The sequence below is a fragment of the Aminobacter sp. BA135 genome, assembly GCF_050859125.1.
GTDB lineage: Bacteria > Pseudomonadota > Alphaproteobacteria > Rhizobiales > Rhizobiaceae > Aminobacter > Aminobacter ciceronei.
Window position 1 is genome coordinate 287,994 of sequence record NZ_CP139573.1, and the last position, 26,580, is coordinate 314,573.

At 62.6% G+C, this 26,580-nt stretch carries 14 protein-coding genes; 7 read left to right on the top strand and 7 right to left on the bottom strand.

The annotated features are described in order from the left end of the window. Positions 1-5: 5 nt before the first annotated feature. From SLT36_RS29345 to SLT36_RS29365, 5 genes are all read right to left on the bottom strand, one after another. Complete coding sequence (locus SLT36_RS29345; protein WP_432288568.1) at positions 6-509, bottom strand: phage tail protein; 504 nt, start codon at positions 507-509, stop codon at positions 6-8. A gap of 12 nt (positions 510-521) precedes the next feature. Further along, entirely contained in the window at positions 522-1,040 is a 519-nt protein-coding gene (locus SLT36_RS29350) for a phage tail protein (RefSeq protein ID WP_432288570.1), read from the bottom strand. Between the two features lie 148 nt (positions 1,041-1,188). Continuing rightward, positions 1,189-7,350: a right-handed parallel beta-helix repeat-containing protein gene (locus SLT36_RS29355; protein ID WP_432288571.1), complete on the bottom strand. Its 6,162-nt coding sequence runs from the start codon at positions 7,348-7,350 to the stop codon at positions 1,189-1,191. 4,950 nt (positions 7,351-12,300) lie between these two features. Next, entirely contained in the window at positions 12,301-12,687 is a 387-nt protein-coding gene (locus SLT36_RS29360; protein ID WP_432288572.1) for a hypothetical protein, read from the bottom strand. 305 nt (positions 12,688-12,992) lie between these two features. Next, positions 12,993-13,691 carry an inverse autotransporter beta domain-containing protein gene (locus tag SLT36_RS29365; protein WP_432288574.1) on the bottom strand — a complete coding sequence of 233 codons (699 nt, stop codon included), beginning with the start codon at positions 13,689-13,691 and terminating at the stop codon, positions 12,993-12,995. Between the two features lie 363 nt (positions 13,692-14,054). On the opposite strand from SLT36_RS29365, the gene SLT36_RS29370 reads away from it, so the two are divergent. Then, entirely contained in the window at positions 14,055-14,603 is a 549-nt protein-coding gene (locus tag SLT36_RS29370) for an invasion associated locus B family protein (RefSeq protein WP_432288575.1), read from the top strand. Positions 14,604-14,658: 55 nt separating this feature from the next. On the opposite strand, the gene SLT36_RS29375 is transcribed toward SLT36_RS29370, so the two are convergent. Further along, a complete protein-coding gene (locus tag SLT36_RS29375) occupies positions 14,659-17,136 on the bottom strand; it encodes a DNA translocase FtsK (RefSeq protein WP_432288576.1) in 2,478 nt (825 codons plus the stop codon). Between the two features lie 330 nt (positions 17,137-17,466). Between SLT36_RS29375 and SLT36_RS29380 the strand changes: the two genes are divergently transcribed. From SLT36_RS29380 to SLT36_RS29405, 6 genes are all read left to right on the top strand, one after another. After that, on the top strand, positions 17,467-19,149 hold the full coding sequence (locus SLT36_RS29380; RefSeq protein WP_432288577.1) for a putative bifunctional diguanylate cyclase/phosphodiesterase: 1,683 nt from the start codon (positions 17,467-17,469) through the stop codon (positions 19,147-19,149). 148 nt (positions 19,150-19,297) lie between these two features. Further along, positions 19,298-19,813: a ubiquinone biosynthesis methyltransferase UbiE gene (locus tag SLT36_RS29385; protein ID WP_432288579.1), complete on the top strand. Its 516-nt coding sequence runs from the start codon at positions 19,298-19,300 to the stop codon at positions 19,811-19,813. Beyond that, on the top strand, positions 19,810-21,000 hold the full coding sequence (locus SLT36_RS29390) for a methyltransferase domain-containing protein (protein ID WP_432288581.1): 1,191 nt from the start codon (positions 19,810-19,812) through the stop codon (positions 20,998-21,000). The genes SLT36_RS29385 and SLT36_RS29390 overlap by 4 nt, the downstream gene beginning before the upstream one ends. Positions 21,001-21,008: 8 nt before the next feature. Then, a complete protein-coding gene (locus SLT36_RS29395; RefSeq protein ID WP_432288583.1) occupies positions 21,009-23,366 on the top strand; it encodes a SpoIIE family protein phosphatase in 2,358 nt (785 codons plus the stop codon). Positions 23,367-23,370: 4 nt separating this feature from the next. Further along, positions 23,371-23,928, top strand: a complete 558-nt coding sequence (locus SLT36_RS29400) for a slr1658 superfamily regulator (RefSeq protein WP_432288584.1) — start codon at positions 23,371-23,373, stop codon at positions 23,926-23,928. 18 nt (positions 23,929-23,946) lie between these two features. After that, positions 23,947-24,285, top strand: coding sequence for a slr1659 superfamily regulator (locus SLT36_RS29405; RefSeq protein ID WP_182574733.1), 339 nt, complete (start codon positions 23,947-23,949; stop codon positions 24,283-24,285). Between the two features lie 91 nt (positions 24,286-24,376). On the opposite strand, the gene SLT36_RS29410 is transcribed toward SLT36_RS29405, so the two are convergent. Continuing rightward, on the bottom strand, positions 24,377-26,572 hold the full coding sequence (locus tag SLT36_RS29410; RefSeq protein WP_432288586.1) for an esterase-like activity of phytase family protein: 2,196 nt from the start codon (positions 26,570-26,572) through the stop codon (positions 24,377-24,379). Between the last annotated feature and the right edge of the window lie 8 nt (positions 26,573-26,580).

The following is a 26,580-nucleotide window of genomic DNA, read 5'->3' on the forward strand; positions in this document are numbered from 1 at the left end:
TCCTCTCAGGTCGGCGACGGGAAAATTCCAAAAAGCGAGATGATGAAATTGATGCAGAGATAGGGCTGGAAGTTGGTGTGCGGCAGGCTGCCGCCGACCGATCCCACCGAGGCTTGCGCCATAGCTACAGTCACCGTCTCCGGAGCGTAGGGCGTGATCACAGTCGAGCTGGCCAGGACGTTACCTTCGGGTGCCGGCTGGGCGCCATTGACGGTCGAGCCGAGCAAGGGATGGGAGTGCGCGGGTATCTGGCCGATGGTCAGCGTGATCTCCTCGGCGCCGCCGGTCTCGGCCAGGATAAATCCATTGCCCTGATGCAGCGGCACCCGGCCGCGCAGATCGGGCAGCGCGAACGTGCTCTCACCGTCGCCGCCATAGGTCGTACCGATGAGGTTGAACAGCGTCTCGTTCTCGGAGATCGGCAGCAGCTGACCTTCGCAGAACATCCATCCCGCCGGCGCGAAATTGCCGGCAAACATGCGAACCTCGCCAACATAGGGCTGTGCCATGGCTTTGCCTCCTCAGGTCGGCGAAGGGAAGATGCCCTGGAGGGCGATACAGAAGCTGAGCGTCAGGAACGGCTGCATGTTGAGATGCGCCTGGCTGCCGCCGATGTTGCTGATGCTGCCGGCTTTCAAAGCCACCAAACTCTGCGCGCTCGCCGAGTAGGTGTTGCCCGGGTCCTTGGCAAACACCGTGCCGTTGGTGTTCTGCGGTCGCGGATTGACGGCGTCACCTTGCGAACTGGACCCGCTGAGAACATGGGTGTGAGTGGGTATTTCGGAAATCGACAGCGTATGCGCCGGCTCACCACCACGTTCACCCAGTGCATGGTTGGAGCCGACATGGATCGGCAGGCGACCGCGATAGTCCGGCAGGGCAAAATTCACCCGGCCATCGCCGCCGAACGTCGTACCCAGAAGAGAAAACAATCCCTGGTTCTGGTTTATCGGAAGAAGCTGTCCATTGCACAATGCCCAACCCCTGGGCGCAAACGCAAAGGACATGATGCGAATTTCCGATAGAAATGGTTCCGCCATGATCTCTCCTCAATCCATTTCAACCTAGAATCAAGAATTAGAACTGTCTACTAAGAAAACTATTCTATCAACTACCGAAATTATATTTCAAGCCATCTTAGGCACTATTCACCCAATCCGGACCATCCGGGCAAGAGATGAATGCCGGTCAAGGCAGCGGTGGTGGCGCCGCCCCGAAGGTGATTGTCCCTCCAATGCTAAGATCCGCCAGGGTGAGCCCGTTCAGCGTTGCGAGATCAGCCGCGCTGAGCTGAACCAGATTGAACGTTCCACCAGCCAACTGGCGAAGCCGGATCTCGGTCCCGTCGCCGGCTTGGCCAGCTACATTGGCAAACGTGTTGCCATGAATGGTCGCGTTCATGATGCCCGGGGCCGTGCTGTTGTTCTGCTGGATGGTGATGCCGCGACTGTTGTCTACATCGGAAATAATGTTGTTCCGGACCGTGACGTTCTGGGTGCGGGTAAACGCCTGGCCGACGATGCCCTGGTTGACATTGATCGCCGCGAAATTGGCAAGTTCGCGCACTGTGTTATTTTCGATCAATACCGTAACCGCATTTGCAGTTGTGGTACTGCCCTCGTTCTGGACACGAATACCGAAGCCGAGGTCGGCACCCGATCCTGTGACACCTGCCGTGCCGATGATGTTGTTGCGGAAGGTTCCGGTGACCGCTCCTGTGCTCGACGCACCAACAAAAAGATTGAGACCATGTGCACGATTGCCGGTGGCGGTAACGCCATTGATGTCGAAATCGAGATTGCCGCCATTTGCCGACGACACGCTCACGGCGACGTTGTTGTTGGTGAACGTGCCACCATTGACGTTGACCGTCATCAGTCCGCTGCTGCCGGAATGATCGGTATGAATAGCAGTCGCGGTAATAGTGACAGGGGGGGTAGCGGCATTCCAATTGCCCGTGAAAGTGCCGCCATTGGTATTGAGCGTCATGTTGGCGCTGCCAAGCGCCAAGAAGTTGACCAGGTTGCCATGCGGAGAGACACCGTTGCCGTTGATAGGCAACCCGTCGCTGGATATCGTGTTGTTGGTCAGGCGGAAATCGCTAAGTGTGCCCGCGGTATTCGTGATCTGTACTTCAAACTCATTGTTGTTGCTGATCACCGAGTCGATAATCCCGGTAGCGTTGGCGCCGGCAAATGCGGAGCCGGTCAGTTCGTAAACATTGATGCCGGATTCGTCGGTCCCAGCGTCGTTGCCGTTGCCGCTGATGTTGAACCGCTCGATCAGCAGCCCGTTGATCGTGGAACCACCGATGCCGCTGCCAAGATTGTTGGTGATGTTCATCCGGGCGAGCCGCACCTGCGCGGTGTTGTTCAGGCTGATGCCGTCTCCGCTCGAATTCTGGATGATACCGCCCGAGCCGTTGTTGCTGCTGCCGCCGTCGCCGGTCACCGTCAGGCCGCCAAGAGCACCCGTGGTGTTGAGCACGATGCCATTGGCGGCACCATTGGACGAAATACTGCGGAAGGTCAGGTCATTTGCGCCGATGGTCGTGCTGGTGACGGTGAGCGCCGTGCCGGTCGTCGAAGCGATGGTGTTGTTCGAGCCCTGGACGCTGACCGTGCCGCCGCCCGTGGCGCTGAAGCCGGCGCCTGATGTGGTAGAGATGGCCAGCCCGCCACCGGTGAAGTTGATCGTCGTGCCGCTGTTACTCGCCAGACTGACGGCGGAGTTCGCGCCCGTCGTCAGCGTCTTGGTAGAGCCCGAGAAGTTGATCGTGCCGCCACTGTTGCTGCTCACTGAAATGCCGTTCGCAAAGCCACCGGTCGCGCTGACGTTGCCCGACAGGGTCAGCGTGCCGCCGGTACGGCTGGCGATGTTGACGACATTGCCGGCGGTCGTCTTGGTAATGGTGCCGGCATAACTGACGTTGGCACTGCCGCCGCTGGCCAAGAACGCGGCACCCGAGGCTCCGGACAGCGCGCCCGTGCCCAGATTGACCGTGCCGGTGACGTTGGTCAGGCCGACATTGTTGGTGCCGCCGGTCGAGGTGACCGTGGTGAAGGTGGCGGTGGCGGCGACGCCGCTGAGCGACACGGCCTGCGCCGAGGTGGCGTTGATCGTGCCGGTGGTGACGTTGACCGTGCCACCATTGCTGACCGAGAAGCCGATCGTGCCGCTGCTGACGATGTCGAGATTGGCGAAGCTGATCGTCGAGGCTTGGCCGTTGTTGTTGATGGCAACGGCAGTGCCGGTCATGGCCGTCGTGGTGCCGAGGTCGACGGTGCCGGTGAAGCTGACCGCGCTTGCCGCCGTGGCGCCCGAGACGCTGATGCCGCTCCCCGCGCCATTGGCCACGACCGTGCCGCCGAAGCTGAAGCTGCCGCCGGTGCGGTTGGCGATCGTCACCGCCGTGCCCGAGCTGTTGGCGATGGAGCTTGCCGCATCGAAGCTGATCGCGGCATTGCCGCCGGTTATGGCAAGGGCGTTGGCGCCGCCGATGTCGACATTGGTGGCGGTGATCGTGCCGGCAGGGCCGGAGGCGCCGCCGAAGGAGATGCCGCCGGTACCGGCACCGGTGATCGAGATATTGCCGAGCGTCGTCGTGCCGCTGGCATTGCGGATGTCGAAGGCGATGCCGGTAGCATTGGTACTGGTCACATTGGTGATGGTGGTGTTCGAGGCATTGAGGATCGCGTCGGACCCGTTGTCCGAGAAGGTGACGTTGTTGATCGTCGTGCTGGACGAAGGCGTGATCTCGATACCAGCGGTCAGGAAGTTCCTGATCGTCATGTTCGAGATCGTGGTGCCGGAAGCACCAGCGCCGTTGTCCTTGATGCCGCGCGCCGCAGTTGCCGGGCTGCCGTCGAGGATGAAGCCGTCGATGATGTTGCCGCTGGCGCCCAGCGTGATGACGTTGCTGCCGGCGCTGCTGGTCAGCGTCGCGGCACCGCTACCGACCGCCGCGATGGAGATCGTGTTGCTGGCGAGCTGGATCGTGCTCGGCACGGTCATCGCGAGGTTGATCGCGCCATTGCCGAACCCGCGCACCTGCGTGCCGGCAGCCAGGTTGAGCGTGTTGTCGGCGTTGGTACCAGCTGCCGTGATGACGTTGCCGTTGTTGATCAGCACGATGATGTCGTTGACGGTCGCGACCGCCTCGGCCGCAGCCAGCGTCATCGGATTGGCGCCGTCGACGCCGGAGCCATTGCCGCCGCCGGTGGCGCCATCGCTGTCGACGAAGTAGACCTTGCCGATGCCGAAACCGAGGCCCGGGCTGGCCTGGAAATTGACATCCTGGAAATTGTAACTGCCGGCTGCCGGCGCGCTGCTGGCGTCGATCGCAACATTGGCCGAGATCGTCGACAACTGGTCTGTAGTCGACTCGCCATCACCATAGGTGAAGGCGAGGTTGGTCGTGCTGTTGAGGAAGATGCCGGTGTTGACGCCGGCGATGCTCGAGCTGCTGCCAGCCGCCACGGCATCGCCCAGGCGGACGGTCTGGGCGCCAGTGGCGCCGCGAAGATCGACGCCGATCGAGGTGCCGGCCGCCGCCGAATTGGTGACATCGAAATCGTTGGCCGTGACCGCCGCATTGATTGTCGCGCCATTGAGGTCGAAGGCAATGGCCGAACCGTTCAGGCCGATGTCGAGGTCATTGAAGGATGTCGCTGCGCCGAGCGTGCCGGAGACGTCGACGCCACGCACGGTGATCCCTTGCAGGTTCACGGTGCCCAGCGCAATGACGCCGCCACCGCTCGAAGCGACATTGGTCAGCGAAATGCCTGTGGCCGCACCATTCACCGTAACGGACGCGAAACTCAGGCCGCTGGTCCCAACTGTGACTCCATTGAGGCTCAGCGCCGTGCCGGTCGTCGTGGCGATCGTGTTGGCATTGCCGCCGGTGCCGACACTGATGGTGCCGCCGCCGCTGGCGCTGAAGCCGCTGCCGCTTGTGGAATTGATCGCCAGGCCGCCATTGCTGAAATTGATCGTCGCGCCGGTGTTGTTGGTCAGGTTGACGGCGTTCGCGATTCCAGAGGTCAGGGTCTTCATCGTGCCCGAGAAGTCGATGGTACCGCCGGTGTTGGCATTTACGACGATGCCAGCTGCATTCAGATTGCCCGACAGCGTAACCGTGCCCGACGTGACGCCCTGGACATTGGCCGCCAGACCGCTCGTCGAGGCGATCGTCGAATTGATGTCGACGGCAACTGCACCGGCGCCGCCGGTGACGGCAACGCCCGTGCCGGAGCCGGTGTCAACAGTGTTGCCGGCGCCGGAGACGGTGACGCTCGCGGTGCCGCCGGTGCCGTTGACGCTGATGCCCGTGCCCGTCGTGGTGTCGATGTCGAGGCCACCATTGATGAAGCTGACCGCCGTCGGCGAGAACACACGCACGGCGTTCAAGGTGCCGGTATTGAGCGTCTTCTGCGTGCCGGAGAAGACGACACTTCCGCCGGTGCCGCCATTGACCTCGACGCCGCGGAGCGCCTGGGTAATGTTGCCCGACAGAGTGACGGTTCCGCCGGTGCGGCCGCTGATCGACGCACCGAGACCGACGCTGGAGATAGAGGCGGCGCTGCTGATCGTGCCACTGCCGCCGACCGCCAGGAACGCGGTGCCGGTCGAGGTCGTGGTGGCCAAGCTGCTCGACGCATGCTGGATCGAGAAGGCGAGGTTGCCTGTCGTGTCGCTGAGATCGACAGCGTTCAGGCCGGTCGTCACGTTCAGCGGGCCGGTGAAATCGACGATCAGACTGGCGCCCGTGTTCCTGATGTAGACACCGTTGTCGTCGTTGCCGCCGGTGATGGTGGTGGTTCCGGCGAAGGTGTAGGTGCCCGTGCTGGCCCCACCGATGCTGACGCCGAAGGCGGTTCCGACCGTGGCGGCATCCGGTGACAGGGTCACCGTCCCGCCGAAGCGGACGGCGCCGGAGCCGGCATTGATGTCGATGCCGCCACCGCTGAGATAGCCGCTGGCGCTGACATTGTTGAACTCGGCCGCGCCGGCAGCACCGTTGCTGAAGTTGGCGCCGTTGATGACCAGCGCACGCCCATTCGTCGTGGCGATGTTTCTGGTCGCAGCACCCGACAGCACGACATCGCCGTAGGCGGCATTGAAGCCGACCCCAGCATTGTTCTGGATGTCGAGACCACCGGCGAAAGTCAGCGTATCGGTACTGCCGGCGGAGCGCTGCCACTTGACGCCGCCTTGCCCGGCATTGGTGATCCCGACGGTCCCGGCGAAGGTCACCGACACGCCATTGGCGACGTTGTCGAGCTGGATCGCGTTGACAGTGGTGTTGGCAATCGTGACGGGGCCATTGAACTGGACCGTCGGCGAGGCAATCAGATCGACCAGCTTGATGCCGTTCTGGCCGCCGGTCACATTGATCGAGCCGAACTGCGCCGAACCAGCCGCCCCATTGGTGAGCGAGATGTTGGAGACATCGAGCGCGGGACCGTTGACGTTGAACGTGTTGCTGGCGCTACCGAAGAAGAGCTCACCGCCAACTGCCGACGTCTCGTTGGCAGAGATGCCGCCGACGCCGTTCGTGCCGGTAAAGCTGGTGGCGCCAGAGAAGCCGATCTTGTTGGTGCTATTGGCGTAGATATGGGCGCCATTGAAGAAGCTGCCTGCCGTGCCGCCGCCTGCGACGTCGATGGTGGCTGCGCCAAAGTCGATGGTACTTGAGGAGCCGTCGAGGGCGCTGGCGTAGATGCCAAGCGCGACATTGCCTGTGAAAATCGCATTGAAGGCCTGCTGGACGGCGATGTTCGTCGTGCCGAACTTCAAGTTGCCGGAGATGTTGTCGTCCAGGATGAGCCCGTAGCCGCCGACGCGATTGGTCGCGGTGCCCGCGACGAATGCCCCGCCGTCGACCTGGTCGATACCCGCGGTCGCTGCATTGCCGTCGAACACGACACCACCGAGAATGAAACCACCGATTTCACCGTTGTTGCCCAGCAGCGTAATGTCGGAGAAGGCACTGACCTTCAGCACGCCAGCGCCCACTGCGCCATCGACGACACCGATGTTGCCGCCCGTCGCCGACAGGATCAGATCCGACAGCGCGATTTCGCCGTTTGCCGCCCCATCGGCCAGCGACAGCGCGCCTCCACTGCCGCCAGCAATCGTGGCGCGGCTGAGGATCAGCTTGGTGATGTCGCTGCCCTGGATGCCGATGCCGGCGCCGGTGTTGGCGATGATGACGTTGTCGATGCTGGCGGTGCCGGTGAAGCTGATCGTGTTGCCATTGGCGGTGGTCAGGGGTCGGCAGCACGGTGTCGATACCGCTGGGCGCGTCGATGATCGTCGACGAACTGATGCCGCTGAAGCTGAACGCATTGCCGAGGCCGCCGCCGACGGCGCCGAGCGGCGCCGTGTCGACGGATTCGCCTGCCTTAAGTCCGATCACCACCTGGCCATCGGCCAGGTTGAAGGTGTTGTTGCCGGCACCGACCTGCTGCGCCAGCATCATGTCGATGAAGTCGCTGGTGCCGTTTACCGACGTGTCGATGAAGACGATGACGTCGGCGCCCGAAGCTTCCGCGCCCTCGATAGATCCCGGATTTGCAGCCGTGCCGTTGCCGGTGCCGTTCTGGTCGACGTAATAGACCGTCGGCCCTTGCGCCTCCGAGATATCGCCGACGAAACCGCCATTGGCGCCGTCGACGTCCTTGAAATTGTAAGTTCCGGCGACGGGGAAGGCGCCAGTCGAGGCCATGATGTCGACGGCCTTCACCGTCGACAGCTTGTCGACTGTTCCCTCGCCATCGCCATAAATGAAGTTGACCGCCGTCGTGCTGGTGAATTGAAAGCCGATCGCCGGTCCGTTCCCGCTGCCGCCGATGGTGGCAGCGGTCGTGTTGCCGGGCGCGCCCGCGTCGCCCAGCTGGATGGTACCCGTGCCGGTGGTGTTGGACAAATCCACTGCCGTCGTGCCGAGCGAACTGTCGCTGGTCAGGTCGAAGTCAGTGGCGGTGAAGGTCCCGTTCATCACCGCATTGGCGAAGCTGGTGCCGGTAGCACCATTGCCGGACATGGCGATGCCGAGGCTGGCGAAGGACACCGTACCCGCATTGGTCCCGGACACGCTGACACCGGTCTGGCCCAGCCCTACATTGGTCACACTGGTAGCGCCGAATGCAACAGTGCCGGTGTTGTTGCCGAGACCGATGCCGGTCGCGGCGTCACTGACCGTGACGGAACCGAAAGTGGCGCTGCCGGCGACATTGGTCACCAGCAAGCCGGTCCCGGTTGTGTTGGAAATCGACAGCGGCGCGCTGGCGTTGAAGGTCGCGCCGGCGCCGAGCCCGGCAATCGTCACCGTTCCGCCGCCGCTCGCGGTCAGTGCCGAACCGGTGAAGCTGATCGTGCCGCCGGTCGGCGCAGTCGTCGCGCCGATGGTCAACAGGTTGCCGAAGCTGGTCGAGGTGACAGGACCGGTGAACGCAACCGAGCCGCCTGTGATGCCGTCGATCTTGACGGCATTGCCCCCCAGGACGGCCGAGCTCGAGATCGCGGCTCCGATGGTGATCGCAGCGCTGCCGCCCGAAACGACGACGCCGTCACCGGAGCCGCCGTTGGTGATGGTACCGCCGATCGAGATCGTACCGGTGTTGTTGGTCAGGCTGACGTCGGCGCCGGCGACATTGGACGTGACCAGGTTGTTGACGTTGATGGTGGCGGCACTGCCCTGGACGGCGAAGCCCGGACCCGTTCCGCCAACCATTGCTATGGTGGTCGTACCACCAAAGGTATAGGTGCCGCTCTGAACATTTGTCAGCCGGATGGCGTCGCCCATGGCACGGCTGATGTTGACGGTACCGAAGGTGACGTTGCCGCCGCTGGTGTTCTCGATGAGGATGCCGGTCGGCACTGTGCCACCGGAGCCGTCGACGGTCACGCTGGCGAAACTGATTCCGCCAGTGCCAATCGTCAGGCCGGTGCCGCCGAGCTGGATGCCGCGTTCCGTCACGCCGGCGCCGGTGCTGATGGTGTTGCCGGCCGCCGTCACCGACACCGTGCCGCCATCGATGGCCCTGAAACCGAAGCCGCCATCCGTGGTCAGGTTGAGGGCACCAGTGAAATTGATCGTGCCGCCGGCATTGCTGGTGAGGTCGATGGCATTGGCCACGCCGGTACTGGCGGTGATTGCACCTCCGAATGTCGCGCTGCCTGCGGTCATGGAGCTGACGCGCACAGCGCTTGCCGCGCTGCTGTGGTTGATGGTGCCGTTATAGGTCAGGTCGGGCGTCGAGCTATCGATGTTGAACGCCATGCCGGCACTGTTGGCAATCGAGCTCGCCGCGTCGAAGCTCATCGTGCCGGTGGAGCCGCCGGCGATGTTGATGCCGGTGAATGCGCCCGAAATGTCGAGATTGGCGAAGGTCGCCGTGCCGCTGTAATTGTTGAACGACAGTGCGGTGCCACTGACGCTGCCGATCGTATTGGCGCCGGTGAAGGTAACGGTGGCAGCCGTGTTGGCCAGCAGGATGCCGGTCTGGGCAGACTGGATAGCAAGGTTCTGCACGCCGATCGCGCCGGCAGCACCGGTCAGGTCGAGTCCGGTAACAGCGCTGGCGATCGTGACGCCGGCAACATTGAGGCCCGAGATGCTCGTCCCGTCGATGGCAGCACCCGAGCCGCCATTGCTGACGGTGAGGTTCTGGACGAGGTTGCCATTGGCTAGGTTGATGGCGCTGCCGGCGGCGTTATTGAGAACCGCGCCACCATGGCCGAAGGGATCCACCTGGGTCGCGCCGGTGACGACATTGGCGCCGGTGACGTTGGCAGGCGGCGCTCCCAGGTCGACCGTCGCGCCATTGGCGAAGGACACCACCGACTGGCCGTTGGCAAGCGTGAAGCCATCGGCGTCAGTGTTGATGAGATCGAGTGCCGAAGACTTGACGAAGACAAAGATCGTGTTGGCGTCAGTAGTCAGGTCGTCGGCGGCGGCGGCGTTGATGAGGTCGTTGACGCTCGAACCGTTGCCCGAACCGGTGTTGGACGATCCGACGAAAATCAGATTGGCCGTGTCGAACAGTTGCGGACCGACCAGAGCGGTCGTGCCGAAGGCGTAGGTGCCACTGCCGGCCAGAAGCCCGCGCATATCGAGCGAGGCGACAGTGCCGGTGATCGAGCCGCCGCCAAACGAGAAAGTGGTGTTCGCAGTCGCGCCGATCGCCCCATTGGGGCCCATCTGGACACCGGTGCCGACGCCCGAAATAACGCCGCTGCCGATCGTGACGGTGCCGCCCGAGGTGCCGGAGAGGTCGATACCCGTCGAGGTGCCGCCGGTTCCGGCAATGTCGAGCGTCGTTGCCGTGAAGGTCGAGCTGCTGCCCGACAGGTCGAGCCCTGTTCCGGTAGCCGAGACGCCGGTAACGTCGATGTTCTGGAAATTGATCGTTCCGTTGACGCCCTGGACGTCGATGCCATTGGCGCTTGGCTGGCTGATCGTCACGTCGGCGAAGCCAACTGCGCCCGAGTTGCCGTCGAGCAGGATGCCGCTTCCGCCGGCATTGCTGATCGTGACTGCGCCCGCGAAGCCGACCGTCGCCGAGCTGCTGACGATCGAGATACCGTGGCTGGTGGTGTTGGAAGTCGTCGTCGTGCCGGAAACGGCGAAGCTTCCGGAAACGCCGTTGAGGTTGATGCCGGTCGCGCCACCGGTCTGGCTCAGGCTGCTCAGCGTGACATCGAGGCCGAGGCCTGTGGTGTCGAAACCGGAAGATGCATTGCCGGAGATGGTTCCGCCGTCGATCGTCAGCAGACCCGCCGACGTGCCGGTGGCAACGACGCCGCTGGAGCCGTTGCCCGTCGCGTTGAGCGTGTCGAAACTGTAGCTGCCGGAGCCACTGCCGATCAGCAGTCCACTACCCGTATTGCCGGTCAGCGTGGTCGTGCCGGTAAAGGCGTAGGTGCCACCACCCTGGAGCGAGAGACCGGCACCGCCATTGCCCGACGACGTCAGGTTGGAACCCGTGACACTGCTGGTACCCGCGAGCAGTACACCATTGAGGTCGGCACCCGAAATCGTCAGCCCCGTCAGTGCGACGTTGGTGACGTTGTTGCCATAGATGCCGTTGCCGCCGCCTGCATTGGACAAGTTGAAGTCGAGCAGCGACGTGTTGTTGGCCAATGTGACCGTGTCGCCGCCACCGGTGTTTGTCAGTGTCGCGGCGCCGCCGGCGTCCGATATGGTGGTGCTGTGCTGGACGTTGGCGCCGGTCACGTTGATCGGCACGCCGCCGAGCGAGAACTGTCGTCCGTTGCCGAAGGAAGCAAGTGTCTGGCCGGCACTGAGCGAGAAGCCGTCGGCGTCGTTGATGTCCGTGCCACGGTTGACCAGCACGAAGATCGCCGTGCCGTCGGTGTTGGCATCGGCGGTGGCGATCGAGGCCAGGTCCAGCAGCGACGAGCCTGTGCCCGAACCGGTGGCCGAGGCGCCGACGAAGATCAGATTCTGGGCGTCGAAGAGCTGCGGCCCGACGAAGGTCGTCGATCCAAAGGCATAGCTACCGAGCGTCTGGTTGAGGCCGCGCGCGTCGAGCGACGCAGTGACGCCCGAGATCGAGCCGCCGCCGAATGTGAACTGGGCATTTGCAGAATTGACCAGCGAGCCGGAGATACCGAGGCGGACGCCGGTGCCGACATTGGCAATGACGCCGCCATTGGTGATGACGATCGTCGAGCCGCCGACGGTCTGGGCGAGATCGATGCCGATCGATCCGGCGCCGGTACCTGTGATGTCGACCGACTGGGCGGTGAAATTCGTCCTGCTGCCGGAGAAATCGAGACCGGTGCCGAGGCCCAGACCCGAAATGACGATGTTGCCGGCAACGACAGTGGCATTGACGCCGGCAAAGGAGATGCCGTCGCCACCCGGATTGGTGATGCTGATGTCGCCGAAACGGATCGACGCCGGCGAATTGACGATGTCGATCGCCGGCCAGACGTGTTCGAGATCGTCGTCTGCCGGTGACGGTGAAGCTGCCGGCGAGTTGTCGAGCACCACGCCCGACGTGCCGCCGGTATGGCTGATCGAATTCAGGGTCACATGGGCCGTGATCGGGTCGATGAAGACGGCGATGCCGCCATTGCCCGAAACGGTGCCGCCTGTGGTTGTGAAGCTGCCCGCAACGGAGGTGCCGGCGACGTAGATGCCGGCGTCCGCATTGCCCTGCGCATTCAGGATGGCGAAGCTGTAGGTGCCCTGGCCAGCAATATCCAGGCCATCGTCGCCATTGTCCTGCAGCAGCGTGGTGCCGGTGAAATTGTAGGTGCCGTTGCCTACGATGTGCAGGCCATCGAGGCCATTGCCGGTCGAGGTGAAATTGGAACCCTTGATGCCGTCGACGTGCCGGTGAAGTTGGCGCCATGGCCGCCGGCGCCGCTCACGGTCACGCTGGTCAGGGTCGCGCCGTTGACGTTGTTGCCGAAGATGCCGTCGGCACCGCCTGTGATGGTGATGCCCCGGAGCGTGTTGCCGTTGCCGAGCGTAATGACGTTGTTGCCGGCGTTTGTGCCGGCGATAGTGCCGTTGCTGCCGCCGAGATTGTAGGAACCGGTGCCGCCGCCGAACAGCTGGGCGGTGACGCTCTCACCACCGCCGATGACCGTCTGGCCGTTGGCCAGTGTCACGCCCGCCGTCAGCAGGTTGCCGCTGCCGCCAAGCACGACGACAAAACCGTTGGCGCCCGCATCAGTGACGGCATCATCCAGGGTCGTCGGATCGCCTAACGTACCGAGCCGAGCGTGTTGGCGCCGTCGGCGAGAAGAATTTGCCGAACGCCGAGCCCGTGGCGGCGTTTATCGCCACCCGCGTCGACGAGCCGACGAGCTTTTCGCCACCCTCGATACGGACACCGATGTCGCCGCGGAGCGCTCGTTGACCCGCTTGCGCAAGCCTTCGCTGACCGCATAGACCGGCTCCGGTCCCTCGGCGTCACCCTGGGCCTCGCCGCCCGCATTGAACGGGATCGTCAGCCTGACGCTGCCGGCGAACTGCGTATCGTCGCGATTGTCGTTGCGCACCTCGCCGGCGAAGGCGAGGGACGCGCCGCTGCCGAAGACGTCGCCGATCTGATATTCGAAGCCGCCTTGCCGCCGGTGATGCTATCGTCATCGCCGTCGGGGTCGCCGAAATGGTAGGCGCCGATGGAGAGCCGAAGCGCATGGTTCTCGGGCAGCTCGACCGGCACCTGCGCGCCGATCTCACCCTCGATGCCCCATGCGGCATAATTGCGCCGGTCGATGACCGATATCTGCTCGAGCAGTTGGTTGCCGACCATCGACAGACTGGAGCTGGTCGATTGTTCTGCCCGGTCTCCGCTGATCGGCAGGAAGACGTTCACATGCGCGTCGAAATTGGTCGTGATCGCTTCGAGACCCAGCGTGGCGCCGGTGAACTGGTGTCCGTCCTGTCGCTGGGTGTTGATGTAGGCATAGCCGCCAAGCATCAGGTCCGGATTGACGATCCGGCGGATGCCGATGCCGAAGTCCTGGCCAAAACCGTCCTCGAAATCGTGCTTGGCCCTGACATCGAGGAACAGGACCGATTCGGCTGTCTGCTTGAGCGGAACGAAACCTTCGAGCGCCGCGGTGGCGCCGTCATTGTTGGCGCCGATGATGGCGCGCACTTGCGGCTGCCACAGCCCGCCTTCCTCGGCAAAGGCCGCCATGCCCGACAAGGCCAACGCGATCGTTGAAAGGGCGGACGTCCGCAACAAGCCCCGAGCGCTGCGCGACAGCCTATACTCGACCGAAACATGCGTCGCGGTCGCGGGCGGTACATTAGACACTGCTTGTCTTGCGTTTCCGGGCAGGAACAAACGCGAATGCATAGATCATCCATCCAAGGGGGGCGTTCTTGGTTGCTGCGATTGATCTGCCAATGCCCGGCACTTGCAAGAGGAGTCTTTGCTACCAACGCGTGTACACACACAAAAAACAAAGATGTTGCCGTCAAGCAACACCTAATATGATTGTTTGCGCATAAGTTTCGCGCAGTTCACCAAGTCGATTTCCCAGAAAAGGCAAGCAATATGCGCTCCACGTTCACGCGAACAACAAAGCAAGGTCGCATCATCAACATGATGGCCGCCGCAGTCGGACTGTTGTTTGCCGGCAGCGCATTCGCGCAGGAAGCCAAGCCCGCAGACGCCAAGCCGGCCGACGCCAATCCCTGGGCAGTCAACTGCGCCAGCGGTGCGACGATCAACGAACTACAATGCCAGGTGTCGCAGAACCTCACCGAGTCGAAGACAGGTCAGCGTGTGTTGACGGTCACTATTCGCAAGGAAAACGACAAAGGCGGCCTAGCCATGCTGCTTGCGCTGCCGCATGGCCTGTTCCTGCCCTCCGGCGCGTCCTACCAGATCGACCAGGGTGAGAAGGTGACCGTCGCGATTCAGACGAGCGACCAGAACGGCGCTTATGCCGCGGCACCACTGACGCCGGAATTGATCACGGCAATGAAGGCAGGCACCAATCTGAACGTTGGCATGGAATCGGTCACGCGCAAGGCGGTGGCGATCCCGGTGTCGCTGGCGGGCTTCACCGCCGCCATCGACAAGCTGCAGGCCATCAAGTAGCCGCGAGCAAGGACGGGTCGGTTCACACCGCCCCGTCTTTCAACCAGGCCTGCGATCACTCCTGATCGTCATTTGTCTGCGCGTGGTCACGGCGACCGGCCATGATCTCGCGCTTGCCGACATGGTTCGGCGCGCCGACGAGGCCTTCCTTTTCCATGCGCTCGACCAAAGATGCAGCACGGTTGTAGCCGATGCCGAGGCGGCGCTGGATATAGGAAGTCGAGCACTTCTTGTCGCGCTGCACCACCTTCACCGCCTCGTCATACATTGCATCGCCGTCCTCGGCAGCGACCGAGCCCTTGTCGAAGACCGGGCTGTCATCGACGTCCGGCACCTCGTCCTCCTCGTCGGCGGTGACGGTCTCGAGATACTCGGGACGTCCCTGTGCCTTGAGGTGATTGACGACATGCTCGACCTCGGCGTCCGAGACGAACGGGCCGTGGACGCGGGCGATGCGGCCGCCTCCGGCCATGTGCAACATATCGCCCTGGCCGAGCAGTTGTTCGGCGCCTTGCTCACCAAGGATGGTGCGGCTGTCGATCTTGGACGTCACCTGGAACGAGATGCGGGTCGGGAAGTTGGCCTTGATGGTGCCGGTGATGACGTCGACCGAGGGTCGCTGGGTTGCCATGATCAGATGTATGCCGGCGGCACGTGCCATCTGCGCCAGGCGCTGGATCGCACCTTCGATCTCCTTGCCGGCGACCATCATCAGGTCGGCCATCTCGTCGACGATGACGACGATATAGGGCATCGGGGCAAGGTCGATTTCCTGCTCCTCGAACAGCGGCACGCCGGTGCCCTTCTCGAAGCCGGTCTGCACCTGCATCACCACCGTTTCGCCCTTGTCGCGGGCGATCGCGGCACGCTCGTTGTAGCCGTCGATGTTACGCACGCCGAGCCGCGCCATCTTGCGGTAGCGATCCTCCATCTCGCGCACTGCCCATTTGAGTGCCGTGACCGCCTTCTTCGGATCGGTGACGACAGGCGTCAGCAGATGCGGGATGCCGTCATAGATGGAGAGCTCCAGCATCTTCGGGTCGACCATGATCAGGCGGCACTCTTCCGGCTTCAGCCGATAGAGCAGCGACAGGATCATGGTGTTGATGGCGACAGACTTGCCCGAGCCGGTGGTACCTGCGACGAGCAGATGGGGCATCTTGGCGAGTTCGGCGATGACCGGCTCGCCGCCGATCGTCTTGCCGAGGCAGAGCGCCAGCTTGCAGGCGGTGTTGCGGAAGCCGTCCGATTCGATCAGCTCGCGGAAATAGACCGTCTCGCGCGTCTCATTGGGCAGTTCGATTCCGATGACGTTGCGGCCGGGGATGACCGCGACACGCGCGGAGATCGCGCTCATCGAGCGAGCGATGTCGTCGGCAAGGCCGATCACGCGCGACGATTTCACGCCCGGCGCCGGCTCGAATTCGTAGAGCGTCACAACAGGGCCCGGGCGAACATGGATGATCTCGCCACGCACGCCAAAGTCCTCGAGAACGCTTTCCAGCAGGTCGGCGTTCTGCTCCAGCCGCTCCTGCGACATGTAGAAGCCCTGGCCTGCCGGCGGCAGCTGCAACAACTCTTCGGAGGGAAGCTGATAGGCTTCCCCGGTGGTCGCCGGCACGATCTTGCCCATCAGCGGCAAGGGCGACACCGGGCGGACGGAGGCCTGCGACTCGGCAATGGTGATGTTGACCGTCTCCGGCCTGGTTGGCTCTGACGCGGTTGCGATGACCGGAGCTGGCTCGGCGATCGCGGGAACTTCGATCTTCGCCTCATTTGAGTTGGCTGGCGCCGCAGGCGCCGTGCTGACCTGTTGGGTCGGAATGCACTCGATCACCCGAAACAGGGCCGTGAGTTCCGCAGCCGACAGTTCGACTTGCCGTGTGACGACCGGTGTCTGGGCCACCCGGACCGGCGCCGGGGCCTGGCGCGGCGCAACGACCACCGCTGCCGGCGAAGGGCCGTCTGACGCGTGCGGAGCCATCAATTCAAAAAATGCATGATCGGAAAGATAGGACCAGCGGGCCTTCTTCTGCTGGGCCGCAGGAACCTCACCGGCGCCGGCGGATCTGGCTGGCGGCTGCGTTGGTGTGGCGACGGGCTGCATGGGGGTGACTGGCACTGGCGAGGGTGCCTGAACCGCCTGCACTGCAATCCTGCTGGCGATCTGCGCCTGCAGGGCCTCAACGACCTGGGCCCCCGTCGTCACGGTTGCCGGCCTTGCTGGGGCGGGGCTGGCGACCGGTGCAGATGCCACCGGCTCGGCCATCTGCGGCTGGCTGGTTGCGGCGTTCGCCTGCGCTTCATTGTGTGCAGCCTCTGCCGCCTCATAGGCCTGGCGTTTGGCGGCATCGTAATCGGGCGTGCGGGTGAAGCGGACATTGGGCGCCAGGAAGAAATAATCCTGCCAGCCGGGACCGTCGGTTGCCGACGGCAGCTGCGTCCTGTCCCCCTTGTTTTCCAGGCGATCCGGGCCGTCATCGTGCGAGGCTTGGTTCGAAAAATTCACTCGAGGCAAACGCGTGCTTCCCATGCTCAAGACTCGCTGATGAAACGTCTCCCGAGCAATAGGAAGCGAGTGGTTAACAGTTCCTTCCAGCTTCCTGCTTTGTGAGCCGGAAGCGGCAATTCGCAACAGCGGCAAGCAAGCTATTCTGCATTTGTTAGCGATATGTCGCGCATCCGCAGACGCCATGGATGGTTGTGGAGTTTGCTCGCCAGCCGTTTGCAAGCCCTTGTTCCGCTGTGCTAACTTTACGTCATGCGGTAAGGAGATGCGGACTTGTACCGCTTTTGGAATTGGTTTGGGTATCCGAAGGCTGGGGACAAAAGAGGCGGAGGGCAGGGGCCCTCGAACCTCTCGATGGCCCGCGATGCACGCCTTGCAGGTTTCCTCGCCAACACCACCGATCTCGTATCGTTTTATGACCACGAATTCCGGCTGACCGACTGCTCGGCCCGACTGAAGAGCATTCGCGGAAACGCCATGACCCCGGGCGCGGTGGCGTGGGAGATCTATCCGAACTTTGGCGAAAACGAGCTTCGCGCGGCAATGCAGCTCGCCGCGCGCGATGGCTCGTCGACGCGAATCAAGCTCAAGGCGCTGTCGGGCCAGCCGGCGGGAGTGGTTTTCTGTTTCGGAATGGCCGACGGCGTCGGCATCATCGAGACAGCGGAAACCGGTCATGACGGCCGCGCTGCCACCGAGGAAGCCGATCGCGTCAAACTTCTGCAGCATCAGGCGACACATGATGCGCTGACCGGATTGCAGAACCGCCGCCGCTTCAGCGAGCGCCTGGACGAGGTTCTGGCGGAAAGCGGCGATTCCCGGGACAAGTCGGCGCTGCTGCAGATTGATCTCGACGACTTCAAGTCGGTCAACGACACGCTTGGCCATGGCACTGGCGACACCTTGCTGCAGCTGGCGGCAAATCGAATCCGCGGCGCGCTCCAGGACGGCGATGCGGCCTACAGATATGCCGGCGACGAGTTCGCGGTGATCCAGGCCAACAAGCAGCAGCCCATGGCGGCCGAACGGCTGGCTCAGGCGATCGTCGATTCCTTCAAGGCGCCCTTCGTCATCAACGACATCCCGCTGTTTGTCGGCGCGAGTGTCGGTATCGCCTTCGGCCCGCAGCACGGCGCCGAGAGCGAGGAGCTCATGAAGGCGGCCGACATCGCCCTCTACGCCGCCAAGCGCGACGGCCGTGGCTGCGCCCGCACCTTCAATCGCTCGATGATGCTGCTTCTGGAGCAACGGGAGAACCTTAGGCGAAGCCTGCGTATGGCCCTGGAACGGCAGGAACTCTATCTCGAATATCAGCCGCTCATCCGCCCGCCATCGACGGTAGTCGGGTTCGAGGCGCTGCTGCGATGGCACCATCCCGAGGTTGGCCTCATCCCGCCCAACGTCTTCATTCCGATCGCCGAGGCCGATGGCCTGATGGACGACATCGGCCGTTGGGTGCTCGAGGAGGCCTGCCGCCAGGCAATGACCTGGCCATCGTCCATGAACGTCGCGGTCAACCTGTCGCCGGCGCAGTTCCTGAGTGGCTCGCTCACCGACACCGTGGCGCACATCATCGACAAGGTCGGCATCCGCGCCGACCGCATCGAGCTCGAAATCACCGAAACGGTGCTGCTGGAGCAGACAGTCGACAATCTCGACACGCTGAACACGTTGAACGTCCTGGGGATCCGGATTTCCCTCGACGACTTCGGCACGCACTACTCGTCGCTGAGCTATCTCAAGAATTTCCCGTTCGACACACTGAAGATCGACCAGTATTTCATCAAGGACCTGGTGGCCGACCGCAAGAGCCAGGCCATCGTCCGGTCCGTCATGAGCCTGGCACACGGCCTGGGTATCAGCGTCACCGCGGAAGGGGTCGAAACGGCCGGCCAGGCAAACTGGCTGATCGAAGAGGGCTGCGATTGCTTGCAGGGCAACTTCCTGGGGCGGCCGATGGGGGCGGACGCGACGGGTGAGTTTGCGGACCGCCCGCCGGCGGAACAGAAGGCGCCGCAAGAACAAGACCGATCATGACGACAGGCAACACCCTGCAAGCTTGCCTCGACGGGGCAAGCGAAGAAGGCCATACATACGCATAGTGTGACGGCGAACCGACTTCGGGCCGGACACCGCAGATAAGCCGAGCAACCCTGTTGCACGGCCAGAACGGTAAGAGGGTGACATGCCTACGAAAGATGCGAATGCGGAACCAAGTTTTCGCACGATGATCCAGGTCGACATGGAGATCGCATCTTTCCTTTCGAATTGGGCGCATTGCGACTACATTTCGAGTTACCTTGCGCGTACTATCAGCCATAACAGACCAGACTCCGTTCTTTTCTCCAATCTCTTTTCGTCCGCACTGAATGAATTGCTGGAGGTCACTTTCAGGACGCGTCATTCTGGGGGAGCACTCGAGTGCAGGCTGTCTCGCCTGGGCGAGACCGACCGGATCGAGTTGACGTTTGCCTGCAGCCGGGAAGAGCACACCTTCCTGGAGGATGCCATTGCGCGGGTCCAGGGTGCCGACCGGCAGGCGCGTTACCTGAGTTCGCTTTCAGGCGATGTCGCGCCCAGCCGCGACGTGATGCTTCTCGAACTGACCGTCAACTACAACGCCACGCTTCGGCTTGAAGAGGTTGATGCCGATACGGTCACGATCGTTGTCGACCTCCCGCTCGGGGGCCTGGCAAATTGACTGCGCACCCTGCCCCTTCCAGTATTTCAGGGCGCTTCAAGGCGCATTTCGACCTGAACAACCAGGAATTCTCGCTTGCCGGGTCGGTACGCCCGCAAACGATTGACGAGTTGGCGCCCAGCCTGGGCCTGCTGAAAGAATCCATCGAAAGCGTCCGCGGCGTGCTTTACATCAACGTCAGACGCCTCGCGCAGATGAACAACACTGCGTTCCATGCCTTTTCACGCGTCATCATCGACGCCTGCCGGGTCAGGCCGGACCTGAGATTTGTCGTCATTACCTCCAGCGTCGTCGGCTGGACGACGCGCAAATTCGGCCGTCTCAGCAAGATCGAGCCGGGTATCACCGTCGAGGAATATGACAGCGAGTTCTACCCCGGCCAGAGCTTCCTAGAAGAGGGTGGGTTCATTCCCATCCTGCGGACCCAGACCAAGATGACCTGGCGTCACGAACGCTCTATCTTGCCGCGTCACGGCATGCGGCCGGGCATCGTCATGGCCGACATCTGCTGCGGCATCGGTGATTTCGCGGTGCTGGTGCAGAAGGAGTTCGAGCCGTCGCGGATCGTCGCCCTCGATCACTCCAAGTCGAGCCTGGCCTACGCCCGCAACGTCGCCAGCGAGTTCGACATCACCGGCATCGAATACACCTATGGCGATGCCTCCGAGATGCTGCTCGATGACGACCAGTTCGATCTCGTCACCTGCCGGCACTCGCTGCAGATCTTCAATCGTCCGGCGCAAATCCTCAAGGAGCTGTTCCGGATCTGCAAGCCGGGTGGCCGGGTCTACATCACCAACGAGAAGAACTCGCACTGCCTGGGCGAACCACGCGGCGAAAGCATCCGCTGGACCTACACCGAGGTAGCCAAACTGTTCGAACATTTCGACATGGACGTCGAGCTCGGGCCCAAGAGCCGGCGCTATCTGGCCGATGCTGGCTTCGACGACATCCGCGTCGAACAGTTCATGGTCACCAATCTCGACGGCGATCCGAAGGACTTTGCCGACATGATCGCGGCATGGGAAGACGTCTATGCCGGCGACATGGCCGTCAAGCGCGGCGATTCCAGCGAGTTCATCAAGCAGTTCAGGCAAGGGTTCAAGGACCACATCTCGGCCGCCCTCCACCCGAAGGGGTATGCCGGTTGGCCAATCTGGGCTGCCTCAGGGCAGAAGCCACTATGAGCACGGACATGCAGGACACCCCTCGTTTCGGACTGCATTCCTTCCGCGCGAAGTTCGTCCTGGTGGTGGGCGGAGCAGTGCTGTTCGACCTGCTGATGAGCGGCGGCCTGGCGCTATGGAACGTGCAGCGGCTGTCCCAGGACGCGACCTCCGAGGTCGGCGCCGGCCTGACGACGGCAAACCAGGAGTATATCCGCTCATATGCCGAGTCGACGGCGTCGCGGGTCGACCTGTTGCTCGACCGGGTCCATGCCGACGTCAAGACGCTTGCCGGCGTCATACAAGGGCAGATCGACGACCCTGACCGGCAGAAGCAGGTCGGCGCCACGCTGGCAAACCAGGCCGCAGCCTCGGTGAATGTGGTCTATGACACCAAGGGACAGTGGGCGCAGAACCTGCCAGGCGCACCTTCCGTGGTCAGCGTCTGGGGTTACCTGCTTGGCCCCGACCACAAGCCGCTGCCGGCGGTCCAGGATGAGATTGAAAACAGCGCGGTGCTCGACCTCGTCGCGCCGAGCCTGCTGACCAGCGGTTCGTCAAAGCTGCAGATGTATTACATTGGCCCAAAGGAGCGCCCGATCTTCAGGACGGCGCCTTATACGGACCAGGCCCAGACCTTCGATCGCCTCTATCCCGGCCACAACAATTCGGAATTCTGGGAGTTCTTTTTCCCCGGCATCTATGGCTCGTGGCAGAAATGGGCGCTCGATCCGGCGTCGCGTTTCATCCCTGACAACGACATCACCCAGACCGCGCCCTATACCGACGCGATCACCGGCAAGCTGATCGTCAGCTTTTTCCATCCGCTGTGGACGCGCGACCGCACGGGCGTGGCAGGTGCCGCCGGCGCCGATATCACCCTCGACCAGCTCGCCGAGATCGTCGAGAACGTCAAGATCGCCGAAACGGGTTTCGGCTTCCTCACGATGCCGAACGGCAATGTGGTCGCCATCAACGCGAAGAGCGAAGCGACGATCGGGCTGGTTTCCTCAAATGAAAAGGGCACGGACGGGGTTACCGGCCTCGAGCGCTCTCTGCGTGCCAGCACCCAACCAGCGATCGCAACCCTCGACCTCGACAGCAGCAATGACGGTGCGATTCAGCATGTCCTCTTGCAGAAGGACGGGGAGGACGTCCCTTACATCGTTGTCCTGAAGGGGCTGAAGCCGACAAACCTATGGACCACCGGGCCTATCGAAAAACAGGCGATGTCGGTCGGCATCGTCGTGCCCGAGCGCGAGATCTATGCTGCGCTGTTTGCAGCGCAGGACAGCATTTCGAAGGCGACCAACCGGATTCTGCTTTATCAGCTCCTGGCCATCATCGTTTCACTGATGATCGTGTTTGCCGCAGTGTTTGGCTTGTCCAAGCGCATCACGGCAGGCCTCAGCGCGCTTGCAGCTGGCGCCAGGAGGCTGCAGGCAAAGGACTATTCCGTCCGCGTCAACATCCCGTCGAAGGATGAGGTGGGCGAGGTCGGTGTGGCCTTCAACCGCATGGCCGAGCAGATCAGCTTCCACACAGAGAACCTCGAGCAGCTGGTTGACGCGCGCACCAGGGATCTCGAAGACGCCAATGTCGAAATCTCGACGCTCAACGAAAAGCTGCGCAGCGAAAACGTCCGTCTCGGCGCCGAACTCGACGTCGCGCGCCAGATCCAGATGATGGTGTTGCCCAAGCCGCGCGAACTGGCACTGATCCCCGGCATCGAGATCGCGGCCTATATGCGGCCGGCAGACGAGGTCGGCGGCGACTACTACGACGTCTTGCAGGACGGCCATCGCCTGAAGATCGGCATCGGCGACGTCACCGGACACGGCCTCGAGAGCGGCGTGCTGATGTTGATGGTGCAGTCGGTCGCACGCGCATTGCAGGAGACCGGCGAGGACAATCCCCGGCAATTCCTCGACCGGCTGAACCGCGCCATCTTCAAGAACCTTGAACGCACCAACTCGGACAAGCACCTGTCGCTCGCTTTCCTCGACTATGAAGACGAGCGCCTGGTCTTGTCGGGCCAGCATGAAGAAGTTCTTGTCGTCCGCGACGGGGGCAAGGTCGAGCGGATCGACACGCTCGACCTCGGCCTGCCGGTCGGCCTCGAACGCGACATCTCACCCTTCGTCGGGACACGCAACATCCCATTCAGCAGTGGCGACGTCATCATTCTCCACACCGACGGCGTGACCGAGGCGGAGGGATCAGGTGGCAAGCTGTTCGGGCTCGACCGGCTCAGCGAAAGTGCACGCTCGCGCTATGGCGGCAGCGCCGAAGAGATCAAGACCGGAATTGTCGACGATCTGATGGCGTATATCGGCACACGGAAGATACACGACGATATTACACTCGTCGTCATGAGGCATAGGTGAGCACATGACAACTATGTATGGACCGGCCGACATTGCGATGGGCATGCGCGACAACATCAGCCGCGTCAGGTTGTTTGACGGGCCACTGGACCTGAAATGGCACCATTGCGCAACGACTTCGGATTTCATTGCCGATCTTTTCGCACTGCCCTTTCACGCGTCGCGAAGCGACTACAAGGAAGTGCGTCACAGCATCGGATATCTGGTCAACGAACTGATCGAGAATGCAGTGAAGTTTCGCGAGCCGGGTGAGATCATCGTCGAAGCATCGATGGATTCCGACAACTTCAAGGTGAAGGTTTCCAACGTCGTCGCCGACAAGACTGCGGCGACGTTTCAGAGGCTCCTTTCCCAGATTACAATAGGTGATCCGAGCGACCTTTTGATCCAGCAAATCGAGGCAAATGCCGCCGACCCCGATGCTACCGGCTCGGGGCTTGGATTGCTGACGCTGATGAGCGACTATGGCGCCAGACTGGCATGGATCTTCAGCCCGGTTGAGTCCAGCAACCGGGTGCACGTCGAGACCTACGCCACGATCCCGATCTCGCAGACTCACTAGGAAAGAATGAAAGCGCACATGGAAGTAAGAACCGATGACTATCGCGTCTGGACCGAAAACAGCGATGTCTATTTCGACGGCTCCATGCGGCTTGCCGGCTCCGAAGCCTATGCGCCGGTGCTGGCTGTCATGACCGCCATTCTGGCTGAAAAGCCTGAGACGATGACACTCAACTTGACCGACCTCGAGTTTCTCAACTCATCCGGCATCAACCTTTTGGCCAAGTTCACCATCGAGGTGCGCAAACACCCAGATGTGCAACTCGTCGTGCGCGGCAGCTCCGAGATCCCATGGCAGTCGAAGTCGCTGCCGAACCTGAAGAAGCTGCATCCGGCGCTGGTCCTGCAGATCGATTGAACGAACACCATCCAGCCTCCGCAACGCCGGACAGCAGAAAAAGCCGCGGCATCGATGCCGCGGCTTTTTCGTTTCGACTGACGTCATCCGATCAGTTGACCGCTGCGATATTGCCCAGACGAATGAACAGGGTTTCGCCCGAGGAGTCGTCGACGCCGTCATTGTCGGTGACGACAAAGGCCTCACCCGACGTATCGATGGCAAAACCTTCGACCTTGTCGACGACGTAGCCGTTGCTCGCGGCCTTGAGATCCGGCACCAGGTCGCGCACCAGCGTCTTCGCCACCACCGGCAGCTCACCGCCGAGCTTGGCCGGCTTAAAACCTTCGAGCGCGACCGAGTAGAGACGCTTGTTGACTGCCTCCTGGCCGATCAGATTGTCGCGTTCGACGATGAACAACTTGCCGTCATGGGCGGTGATCTCCGACAGTCCGACCCAGCCCTTCTCGGTCTTGTCGAGCGGATAGCGGACCGCCGACCATTCCTTGTCCTTGGGCTTGTAGGCCAAGAGCTTGACCTGGCCCTTGGGGTTGTCTGCCCATTCGCGCTGGATCGCCATGACCAGGGTCAGGTCGTCGCCTTCGCCAAGCGTGGTGATGCCTTCGAGGCCGAAGCGGGTCTCGTGCGCCAGCAGCTCGGCCGGGAACGCGATTTCTTCCTTGATCTCACCCTTGGCGTTGACGTTGAAGATGGCGTGCGGGGTCAGCTTGTCGGTACGGCCTTCGGAGGCGAGCCAGAAGCCGCCCTTGCCATCCGGTGCCAGGCCTTCGAGATCAAGCTTCTGCGCCGGTTTGCCGTCACGCGTGACGACGGTCTTTGCGGTGATCAGGGCAGGGCTCTTGGTGGTATCGACGGTGAAGATCGCCGGCGCCGAGCGGTAGACCGAGTCCGACACCGCATAGAGCTTGCCGGCTTCCTTGGGATCGGCGGCGAGACCCGAAAGTGCGCCCCAGCCGAGCGGCGTGCCGTCTTCGTTGGGAGCTGCCACGATCTGCGGATAGTTGGCTGCACCTTCGCCGAGCTCATAGACCATGACATGCGAACGTGCGAGGCCGTCCTCGCCGAGATCCGTCTCGTTGGCGGTGACCAGCAGGTTGCGCTGCGGGATGGCGACGAGGCCCTCGGGGCCGATGCCCGAGGGCAGCAGCTGGACGAATTCCGGCTCCTTGCCGGTGTCTCTGTAGACGCCGATCAGCGACGCCCGCTCGGCGGCAACGAAGATGTATTTCTGGCCGCCGAACTGGGCGAACTCCAGGCCTTCCGGCTCGATACCCTTCTTGTTGCGGCCGTCGGGATAGTGACCGGCGGCGGCGGCCTGGTATTCGAAGGATGGACCGGACTCGTAGAGCACTTCGCCTGATTTGGAGAAGATGGTGAAGCCGCGCGCACCGCCCTTGTAGTCGCCTTCATTGGCAACGACGAGACGATCATTGTCGAGCCACTTCACCGCATCGGGTTCGCGCACAGCGTTCTCGACCTTGCCGGTGAAGCTCAGAGCACCGTCCTTCTTGGTGTCGACGTTTTCGAGCGTCACTTCGCCCGCCGAGAAATGCGAGACGATCTTGCCCGAGGCTGCATCCACGATCGCGATGTGGTTGTTTTCCTGCAGCGTGACGGCGATCTCTCCAGCTTCGTTGAAGGCGACGAATTCCGGCTCCGGATCTTCCGGCGCAACCGCTGCGATACCGGTCAGGTCGACCGTCCTGATCGACGCACAGTCGGCGGTACCGTCCTTCAACGAGACGATCTTCAGATTGCCGGCCGGCAGCTGCGGCAGCGCACCTTCGTTCAGCTCTTCGTCGCGCTCGTTTTCGATCGCAATGGCGAGGAACTTGCCGTCCTTGCTCAGCGCCACCGAGTCCGGCTGGCCGCCGAGATCGCAGGAGGCGTCGATTGCCTTGGAGGCGAGGTCGATAATGGTCAGGTTGCCCGAAGGCTCCTGCTTGGTCTTCGATGTGTTGACGCCGGCGAAGATCTTGCCGCCCAGGACCGTAACGGAAGTCGGCTCGCCTTCGATCTTGACGATACCGGCAGCCTTCGGCGCCTTGGCGTCGGTGATGTCGATGAAGCCGACGGCGCCGAGCGGGCTGTCGGAGTAGACCAGCGTCATGCCGTCTTCGGTCGCGGCGATGATCTCCGACGAGGTCAGAGTCGCGGCGTCGACGCCAGCCGGCAGATTGGTTGCGACCGGGAAGGTGGCGATCCGGTTGAACGCCTGGTCGGCATAAGCGGGGAAGGCTGCGGACGCCGCCAGCGCGGACGTCAAAAGCAGGAGCTTGCGTGACATGGGAAACC

What these genes read in the sequence shown, in the direction of transcription:
- SLT36_RS29365 (WP_432288574.1), bottom strand. Translation starts at nt 13,691, where the DNA reads ATGGCGGCCTTTGCCGAGGAAGGCGGGCTGTGGCAGCCGCAAGTGCGC.
- SLT36_RS29375 (WP_432288576.1), bottom strand. Translation starts at nt 17,136, where the DNA reads ATGGGAAGCACGCGTTTGCCTCGAGTGAATTTTTCGAACCAAGCCTCG.
- SLT36_RS29385 (WP_432288579.1), top strand. Translation starts at nt 19,298, where the DNA reads ATGCCTACGAAAGATGCGAATGCGGAACCAAGTTTTCGCACGATGATC.
- SLT36_RS29355 (WP_432288571.1), bottom strand. Translation starts at nt 7,350, where the DNA reads ATGCGTTCAGCTTCAGCGGCATCAGTTCGTCGACGATCATCGACGCGC.
- SLT36_RS29370 (WP_432288575.1), top strand. Translation starts at nt 14,055, where the DNA reads ATGCGCTCCACGTTCACGCGAACAACAAAGCAAGGTCGCATCATCAAC.
- SLT36_RS29410 (WP_432288586.1), bottom strand. Translation starts at nt 26,572, where the DNA reads ATGTCACGCAAGCTCCTGCTTTTGACGTCCGCGCTGGCGGCGTCCGCA.
- SLT36_RS29345 (WP_432288568.1), bottom strand. Translation starts at nt 509, where the DNA reads ATGGCACAGCCCTATGTTGGCGAGGTTCGCATGTTTGCCGGCAATTTC.
- SLT36_RS29395 (WP_432288583.1), top strand. Translation starts at nt 21,009, where the DNA reads ATGCAGGACACCCCTCGTTTCGGACTGCATTCCTTCCGCGCGAAGTTC.
- SLT36_RS29405 (WP_182574733.1), top strand. Translation starts at nt 23,947, where the DNA reads ATGGAAGTAAGAACCGATGACTATCGCGTCTGGACCGAAAACAGCGAT.
- SLT36_RS29380 (WP_432288577.1), top strand. Translation starts at nt 17,467, where the DNA reads ATGGCCCGCGATGCACGCCTTGCAGGTTTCCTCGCCAACACCACCGAT.
- SLT36_RS29400 (WP_432288584.1), top strand. Translation starts at nt 23,371, where the DNA reads ATGACAACTATGTATGGACCGGCCGACATTGCGATGGGCATGCGCGAC.
- SLT36_RS29350 (WP_432288570.1), bottom strand. Translation starts at nt 1,040, where the DNA reads ATGGCGGAACCATTTCTATCGGAAATTCGCATCATGTCCTTTGCGTTT.